Consider the following 8285-nt stretch of genomic DNA (forward strand, 5'->3'; position numbering starts at 1 on the left):
CGACAGGTTTAATCCCTCAAAATGATTAAGTATTATTGCGGGTTGGTATTAAAAAAGCCCACTCAAATTGAGTGGGCTAAGCAATGCTAAAATAGCATTTAGGGGGAAACTCTTAATGTGAAACTTGCTGCCAAGCCATAACCCAGCTTTTTCCTACACCTGGTTCAAATAGCGGGTTGTGTGAATCTTTAACACGACAAAACTCGCTAAATGGCCATGGTTTACACATATAAATATGGCCTGTTTTAGGTTGTAAAACCTTAATTCCTGCACTGTAATCGTTGCATGCTTGAGGATAAACATAGTCATAATCTTGCAGACTATCTTTTACTCGCTCTTCACACTTGGCGATACAATTAAACGCCACTTTTACATGCGTAATACCCGAGCCTTCTAGGGCATAAATTTGGTTTGAGCGATAGGCTACCACTAAACCTTGATCAGTCATTTTTCCAGCTTTTACTAGCGGAATATGCACATTAATATGCTCAGCAACGGAGCGCGGCCAATTATGAGGCTCACCTTGATCCGTACTGACTATTGGATATTCGAATGATAAATCGACTAGCTCTCCTTGCATGTCATAAAAGGTCACAATCACCCTATCACCAACAAATAGTTGGGTATGATGATTCAAGCAACCAATCGGCAACCACTTCCCGGAGGCCATTGACGTATGCATAAACAAAGTATCACCCTAAGAACAACTAATAGGCATTATCTAACAACCGTACAAAATAAATACTTTTTAGTTTGAGGCAAAAGATCCAAAGCACTAGATTATGTGCTTATCAGCGGTCCCGCTATCATAGTTTAAAACCTTAGACCGGAAACTTTGCGTCCTAACTTTTCAGTTAGTTTGCCAAAAACAAGACTGAGTATAATCGCGACCGAATCACAAATCAAACAAAAGAATGTAACCAAAGGTCTTATATAGCAAATAGTTACTAGCAAAAGATGCAGAAACAAAAAAGCCAACCGCTCGGTTGGCTTTAAAACAGAAAGAGCTTTAGTCTTTCACCAGCTTTCTTCTGGTCGTTACTCGGTGACCAGAACGGAATATATTCAAAAAGCCATTACCTACATCACTCATGATAATGTACAAACAAGGTACTAGTACTAAAGTGATTAGAGTTGCAAACATAACCGCAAAACCAAGTGCAACCGCCATTGGAATTACAAACTTAGCTTGCAAGCTGGTTTCGAACATAATCGGTAGTACACCGGCAAAGGTTGTAATTGATGTCAGGGTGATTGCTCTAAAGCGCGCACAACCTGCTTCAATAACCGCTTGGCGAGTTGAAATACCTTCGCGGCGTGCTTGGTTTACAAAGTCTGTCATAACTAACGAGTCATTAATTACAACACCGGCCGCAGCAATCAAGCCAAAGCCCGACATCAAGCTAATATCTAAACCAAACCAGAAGTGACCCCAAATAGCACCGGTTAAGCTAAATGGAATAACCGACATAACAATAAGAGGCTGTGAATAGCTCTTAAGCGGCACTGCAAGCAAGATATACACTAAAATCATACCGCCAATAAAGAACATGATTTGCTCGTTAGCTTGCGCTTGTTGTTCTTCAATAGAACCACCTAGCTCAGTTTTAACTGATGGGTATTCCTCTTTTAACTGCGGTAATAAGTTCTCATCAACTTGCTTAACCACTTCACCCGGTTCAATCGCTTCTTCATCGATACTGCCGTAGATATACACAGTACGATAGCCACCTTCACGGCGAATATAGCTAATACCTGGTTTTTCGTTCAGTTCAACAACATCGCCCAGCATCACCTCTTGGCCCGCAGGCGTTGTGATCACAGCATGCTTTAATGATGCAAACGCTTCACGTGTTAGTTTCGGGTAACGAACCATAACACGTACTTCTTCACCGCGACGAATAACACGCTGTGCTTCACCACCGTAGAAGCTTGCGCCTACTTGATTAGCAATATTGGCAAGGTCTAAACCTAAATCATATGCCACAGGTTTTAAGCTTAATTGTACTTCTTTGCTCGCCGGATCGATGGTCGAACTAATATCAAACAAGCCTTTTTGCTGTTGTAATAGTTGGATGAAACGACGACCTGCATCATTTAAGGTATCGATATCTGGGCCGTAAAGTAAGTAACCAAACTCACCATCCATACCACCGCCATTTACATCATCGTAAATTTGCAGTGATTTCACACCTGGGATGCTTGGCATTTGTTCACGCCAACGACGAGATAGTTCGAATGCGTTATAAGGGCGAAGCTCTTCATCTACCAGCGGAGCAAGTAATTGTGCTTCAGTACGACCTTGGTTAAACACTAAGATATCGCGAATTAGCTTTTGGCCAAACTCTCGTTCTGTCTCTTGATCTACCTTGTTAACCATGGCTTCGATTTCACGAATAGCATTAATTGTTTGCATATCCGAGGCATTTTCATTCATTTCTAAACGAATTTGCGGAAAGTCCTGAGGTACTTTTGGTGTTGGTACCACACGCACTTGGTTTGAAGAAATTAAGCCAAACGTCAAAATCAATAAACCGATAAACGCAAATAGCACAAACCAGCGCCATTCAACACACAGCTCAATAAAACGCTTATATGGGCCATTTACAAACTCAAAGAAACGTTTGTTAAAACGCGCTCGCCAGCTATTAGGATTAATTGGCGGAAACTTAGTATGGGCAATGTGTGCGGGTAAAATAAGTTTCGATTCAATCAAACTAAATATCAAACACAGAATTACCACCACTGCGATACCAAAGAAGAATGCGCTCTCTGGACCACTTGATAGTGTAAACGGTGCAAATACAGCAATCGTTGTTAAGACACCAAATGTTGCTGGGGTAGCAACACGTTTTGCCCCATTTACCACGTTTACAACACCACCGCCTTTTTTCTCAATTTCGGTGTAGGCGCTCTCCCCTATGACTATGGCATCGTCGACCACGATCCCGAGTACCATAATAAAGGCAAATAACGACACGATATTAATACTGATACCAAATAATGGCATCATCATCATTGCACCTAAGAAACACACAGGTAAACCAATCATTACCCAAAGTGCTAGCTTAAAGCGTAAGAAGATAGACAGCATAATGGCCACCAAGATAGCCCCTTGGAAGAGGTTGGTTTTCATCATGTCTAAACGGGCATTGAGGTAATAAGTCATGTCCATCAGTGGCACAAGACGAAGACCGGCTGGTAGCTCTTTATTCTTTTGTTCAATAAAGGCTTTAACTGAATCAGCAACCGGGATCATATTTTGCTCTTTGGTTGCTTTTACTGATAAATAAACGGCATTTTCACCATTAAATTTAAAGTAGCGTTCACCTTCAGTGAATTGGTCTTTGATCACAGCAATGTCGTTTAAAAGCACTTTCGCGCCATTAGCACCAATTTTTACTGGGATCTGGCGGAACTCATCACCGCTGTAATATTGATTTTCAACACGTACCGAGATAATACCTGCGTCAGTACGTAATTGACCTGCTGAAATATTTGCAGAGTAACGACGTACAGCACTGGCCACCTCACTTAAAGTAAGGTTGTATTGACGAAGTGAATCTGGGTCAATTTCAATCGCAATCTCATCAAGTGGTACATCGTTTTGTACCAGCGACACATTAGATAATTGCAGTAACTCATCTTCAATTTTATTTGCAACAGGCTTTAACTCAGTAAGTGGAATATCACCTACTAGGGTCATACCAATCACGTCTTGGCGAAACTCAACCTGACTAATCGTCACCGGCTCCATGCCGGCAGGGAAAGTCGCAATACTGTCTACTCGTAGCTTCACTTTATCGAGTACATCAGTGAGCTCTGCATCTGTGTTGATCTCTAAACTTGCAGTGCCACTATTTCGGAACGAACGATATACACCACGTTTAATTTCGGTGACATCTTTTAGTGACTCTTCAATTTTGATTAGAATACTTTCTTCAATTTCCTGTGGTGAGGCACCCGGATAATTGGCCTGTACCTCGATATAGTTAATTTCAATATTCGGGAACATCTGACGCTGAATAGTGAAATAACTAATGATCCCCATGATGATGATAAACACCATCATTAAGTTAGCAGCGACCGAGTTATTGGCAAAATAGGCAATAAGGCCAGACTGTTTTTCTGTGTTTGTATCAGTCATAGTGCTACCTTAAAGCTTTTCAACCGCTGCAGTTTCTGCATCGCTTGTCATTTCTTTCATTCCAGCAATCTTCACTTCCATACCCTCTTGCGGATACTCAGGTAGCGTCAGAACCAACTGGTCATTCACTTCAAGGCCATCACTGATATAGAAGTACTCACCTTCTTCACGCACTACGGTTACTTTACGTGGTTCAAGTTTATTCTCGCCGTTCACAATCCACACCGTTTGGTTATTCACTAAAGACTGCGGTAAACGGTAGATGTTTTGTAATGTTGCACCGGCAAAGTTCACTTGAACGTAAGCACCAAATTTAATAGGTTGTACGTCGTGCTTTAAGCCGTATGGGTCATCAACACGAACAACTAAGTTGCTCATACGCGTCGCGTTATCAACAACGCCTAGGTCACGGTCAATTTCGGCTTCACGAGTAAAGCTGTTTAAGCCTTTATTGATAATGGTCGCTTTAACGCCTTTTAAGCGTTTTGGTAAAAATACACTATCGAAACCAGCAATTGGTACAATGATTTCTGCACTTTCAATATTATTAATTTCAGCAACTTGGCTGCCTACATTAATGTATTGACCAACACCAATTTCACGGCTGATCACCAGTGCATCGTAAGGTGCTTTCACCTCACAGCGAGCAAGGTCACGCTCGGCACGTTTTAATGCCGCTTGCGCTGATTTAACAGCTGCTTGTGCACTTAAAACTTGAGGTTTACGTAGGAATAAGTCGGTGCGCTCACGCTCTGGGTAACGTCTTGCTTCATCCTCTGCCACTTTAGCCTGTGCTTGCTCTTCGATCAGTGCCGCTTGAGCACTGGCAAGTGACGCTTCAGCTTGTAGTACAGCTGCTTCGTAGTTATCTTTTTCGATGGTAAATAACACTTCACCACGCGCTACGATGCCACCAGCAACAAAATTTGGATGCCAGCTTGTAACTTCACCTGCCACTTGCGAGGCAAGTAAGGTACTTTCAAGCGGTTTCACTTCGCCGTAACTATTAATAATCACTTGATGATCATCACTTGCTACTGGCTCAACCTGTACTAAAGGACGCACATCAACTACATCCTTGTCTTTAGGCTCTTGAGCAATCGCGTTGATTGCCTTAAAACCAGCAACACCAACGATTAATGCAACAAACGGTAAGATCCATTTTAATAAACTTGTGCGCATAACTTACACCTATAATATTTTCACTGGCCCTATCATACCAAAGCTGACAGAAACATTAATGTGACATTTGTAAGGAACTGTTACAAAAACATATAAATTGGCAACACAAAAACCAAAACTTATCTAAGAACAATTTGTTACAAACAAAAACCACTTAATATCAGAGGCTTACAACACTACTTTCACACTTGTTAACAAACAGCCTTTTATCAAGAGGTTAATTCATTAAACTTGATTGAGAAATAATTAAAGGAACGAGTTAACAATGAAAATAACAAACATTGCGCTGGCACTAAGCTTAGCGTTTGCCATGAATGGCCACGCCGCCGAAGCGAAAAAAGAAGAAAAGAAGCCAAAAACACTGGCTGAAATGATCAAAGATAAAAGCGAGTTTGCCGGTGTTTTCAGCATTTACCAAGATGCGAAAACCGGCGATAACTTAATGGTGATCGACCAATCTCAACTTGATACACCATTTGTGTACTTTGCTCACACCGTTGATGGTGTTACTGACGCAGGTCACTTCAGAGGGGCATATCGCGAGACAAAGCTAATTGAGTTTCGTAAATACTTTGACCGCATTGATATTATTAGCAAAACACCGCGCTATAAATTTGATGAAAACTCAGCCCTAGCACGCTCTGCCGATGCCAACATCAGCGAAGCTGTCCTTGCGAGTATTAAAATCGAAAAAGAAGAAGACGGTAAAATTGCTTTTAAAGTTGATAAGCTCTTTTTAAGTGAAGCACTGCATAAAGTGTCACCTTGGGCAAACCCAAAAGATAAAAATGCCAGCAAACGCTTTAAACTTGGTAAGTTAAACGACAAAAAATCGCGAATCGTTAAACAGCGCCCTTACCCAAATAACCTAGATGTTGTGGTGGATTATGTATTTTCTAATGCTAACCCAACAGTGCGAGGCTCAAAAGCCGTAAGCGACCCTCGTAATGTTTCAATTAAAGTACAGCATTCATTTGTCGCGTTACCGAAAAATGATTATCAAGCTCGCCAAGATGACGCGCGTATTGGTTATTTCACTAACGAATTCGACAATATGACATCAGCAGATTGGGCACCATATGAAGATGTCATCAAGCGCTGGGACTTACAAAAGAAAGACCCATCAGCTGCACTGTCTGAGCCAGTTAAACCAATTACTTGGTGGATTGAAAATACTACCCCGGTTGAGTGGCGAGACACTATTCGTGATGCAGTACTAGCATGGAATAGCTCATTTGAAAAAGCAGGCTTTAAAAATGCCATCGAAGTAAAAGTACAACCTGATGACGCTGATTGGGATGCGGGCGATATTAACTACAACGTATTACGTTGGACTGCATCACCGCGCCCTCCATTTGGTGGTTATGGTCCTGCCCTTGCAAACCCATTAACCGGTGAAATATTAGGCTCTGACATCATGTTAGAGTATGTTTTCATGAAAAACCGTTGGATGTACGACACTTTATATACTCAAGGTGCAGCCACGCTTGAAACTAGCCAAAACAGCACCGATTTACATTGCTCATTGGGCCACAGCATTCAAGAAAACATGCTACTTGCTAAAGGCTTAGGCACAGGTGCGAGCATTGAAAACAAAGAGATTTTACGCCAAGGCTTAACTCAGCTTGTTTTACACGAAGTGGGCCATACCCTTGGTCTTAACCACAATATGAAATCATCTATCTTGTGGGATGAAAAAGAAGTTCACGATAAGAGTAAAACGCAAGGTATCGTAACGGGTTCTGTTATGGACTATGCACCAGCAAACATTGCCCCTATTGGTATGCAGCAAGGTGATATCTTCCAAACCAAACCTGGCCCTTACGATGATTGGGCAATTGAATACGGCTACAGCCAAGCATTGGCTGATAAAGCAGCTGAGCAGAAGCGCCTTGAGAAAATTCTCGCTCGCTCATCTGAGCATGCTTTAGCGTTTGGTAATGATGCTGATGATATGCGTGCTCCAGGCCGCCATATTGACCCACGTGTAATGATTGGCGATATGTCATCTAACCCTGCCGCATATGCTGATGATCGTATGGAGCTTATCAATAAGCTGTTTACTGAACTTAAAGACAAAGCCACGGTTAATGGTGAGTCATACCAACAGCTGGTTACCTCAGCGAACATTTTATTTAGAAGCTACAGAACACAAGCAGGCGTGGTATCTCGTCAAATTGGTGGTGTTTATGTAGAACGTAATGTGGTGGGCGATGACAAAAATGGTGCACCATTTACGCCTGTGCCACTTGAGCGCCAGCAACATGCAATGCAAGTGTTAGCCGACAAAGTATTCTCGCCAAATGTGCTTTCGAGCATGCAGCCACTGTATAACTACCTGCTACAGCAGCGTCGTGGTTTTAATCATTACGGTAAGAACGAAGACCCTAAACCACACGGCATGATTTTAGGTATGCAGAAGCTGGTACTTGCTCAGTTGTTGCACCCAGCAGTTATGCTGCGTATTTCAGACAGTGCGATGTATGGCAACGAGTATTCACTTAACCAATTTATGAATGACTTAACAGCAAGCATTTTTGTAGACAGCAAAAAAGCAAACACCCTAAGTCACAATCTACAAGTTGAATATGTGAATCAGCTAATCGCGATCGCTGGTTTAGGCAAAGCGAGCAAGCACGACAACCTAGCCAAAGCTGCCGCACTTTATCAGTTAAATCAAATTGCTGATATGAGCGTGCCTTGGGGTGCAGACACCGCAGCTAAAGCGCATAAGCAATATATCGATCGCTTAATTAGTAAAGCCCTCGAAGCATAATCTTAGCAACACAAAAAAGGCTGCCACTTGGCTAATGCAGATCAGTTAAGAATATTTTTATGATCACTTGACTGATCTTTTCATAGCTTCAAAATCCGATATTAGAAATAATATCGGATTTTTTATGTCTCTAATTCAGCACTTCGATGATATGTCCTCCTTTTTAGATGATGTACATAC

At 41.8% G+C, this 8285-nt stretch carries 4 protein-coding genes and 1 riboswitch; of the genes, 1 reads left to right on the forward strand and 3 read right to left on the reverse strand.

Going from position 1 to position 8285, the window contains the following annotated elements; genetic code table 11:
• Positions 1–112: 112 nt before the first annotated feature.
• From JIG37_RS07270 to JIG37_RS07280, 3 genes are all read right to left on the reverse strand, one after another.
• Positions 113–682 carry a chitin-binding protein gene (locus JIG37_RS07270; RefSeq protein ID WP_199529074.1) on the reverse strand — a complete coding sequence of 190 codons (570 nt, stop codon included), beginning with the start codon at positions 680–682 and terminating at the stop codon, positions 113–115.
• Positions 683–790: 108 nt separating this feature from the next.
• Positions 791–874: riboswitch (cyclic di-GMP riboswitch) on the reverse strand.
• 135 nt (positions 875–1009) lie between these two features.
• Positions 1010–4147: an efflux RND transporter permease subunit gene (locus JIG37_RS07275; RefSeq protein WP_054552307.1), complete on the reverse strand. Its 3138-nt coding sequence runs from the start codon at positions 4145–4147 to the stop codon at positions 1010–1012.
• Between the two features lie 9 nt (positions 4148–4156).
• The gene (locus JIG37_RS07280; protein ID WP_054552306.1) at positions 4157–5329 is read right to left on the reverse strand and encodes an efflux RND transporter periplasmic adaptor subunit; all 1173 of its coding nucleotides are present in this window, start codon (positions 5327–5329) and stop codon (positions 4157–4159) included.
• Positions 5330–5594: 265 nt separating this feature from the next.
• Between JIG37_RS07280 and JIG37_RS07285 the strand changes: the two genes are divergently transcribed.
• Positions 5595–8105 (forward strand): zinc-dependent metalloprotease, encoded by a 2511-nt coding sequence (locus JIG37_RS07285; RefSeq protein ID WP_199529075.1) that lies wholly within the window; start codon positions 5595–5597, stop codon positions 8103–8105.
• Positions 8106–8285 lie beyond the last annotated feature (180 nt).

Origin of the sequence: Pseudoalteromonas sp. bablab_jr010 (genome assembly GCF_016464105.1) — a bacterium.
GTDB classification, from domain to species: domain Bacteria; phylum Pseudomonadota; class Gammaproteobacteria; order Enterobacterales; family Alteromonadaceae; genus Pseudoalteromonas; species Pseudoalteromonas simplex.